Raw genomic sequence first — 320 nt, 5'->3', positions numbered from 1 at the left:
TCTCCTTCTCCAGCAGCAGGACCCGGTGGCCGTGTTTGGCCACGAGCGTCGCGGCCGTTGATCCACCGGCGCCACCGCCGACCACGATGCCGGCGATCTCGTCGTGCAGGGTGGGGGGGTGGTGGGTTTCTAGTGGGTGGGGGCTGGGTGTGGGGGGGGGGGGGGGGGGGGTGCGGGGGGGACGGGGGCCGACCCCGGCGAAAATTGGGGGGCCCGGGGTTAGGTGTCTTTTACCGCCCCCCGCGGGGCGGGTCCCCCCCCCCCCACGGCGGCCCCGGGCGCGCGGGCACCGTTCCGACCCCCACCAGCACCGTTGCCGC

The 320-nt window shown here is 76.2% G+C and carries 1 protein-coding gene; it reads right to left on the bottom strand.

Features of this window, described 5'->3' with window-relative positions:
* A partial coding sequence (locus tag PUR61_RS29405) for an NAD(P)-binding protein (RefSeq protein ID WP_443035257.1) occupies nt 1-85 on the bottom strand: 85 nt, incomplete at its 3' end.
* Nucleotides 86-320 lie beyond the last annotated feature (235 nt).

This window comes from Streptomyces sp. BE20, assembly GCF_036322525.1.
Taxonomy (GTDB): Bacteria; Actinomycetota; Actinomycetes; order Streptomycetales; family Streptomycetaceae; genus Kitasatospora.
This window is presented reverse-complemented; position numbering and strand designations above follow the sequence as displayed.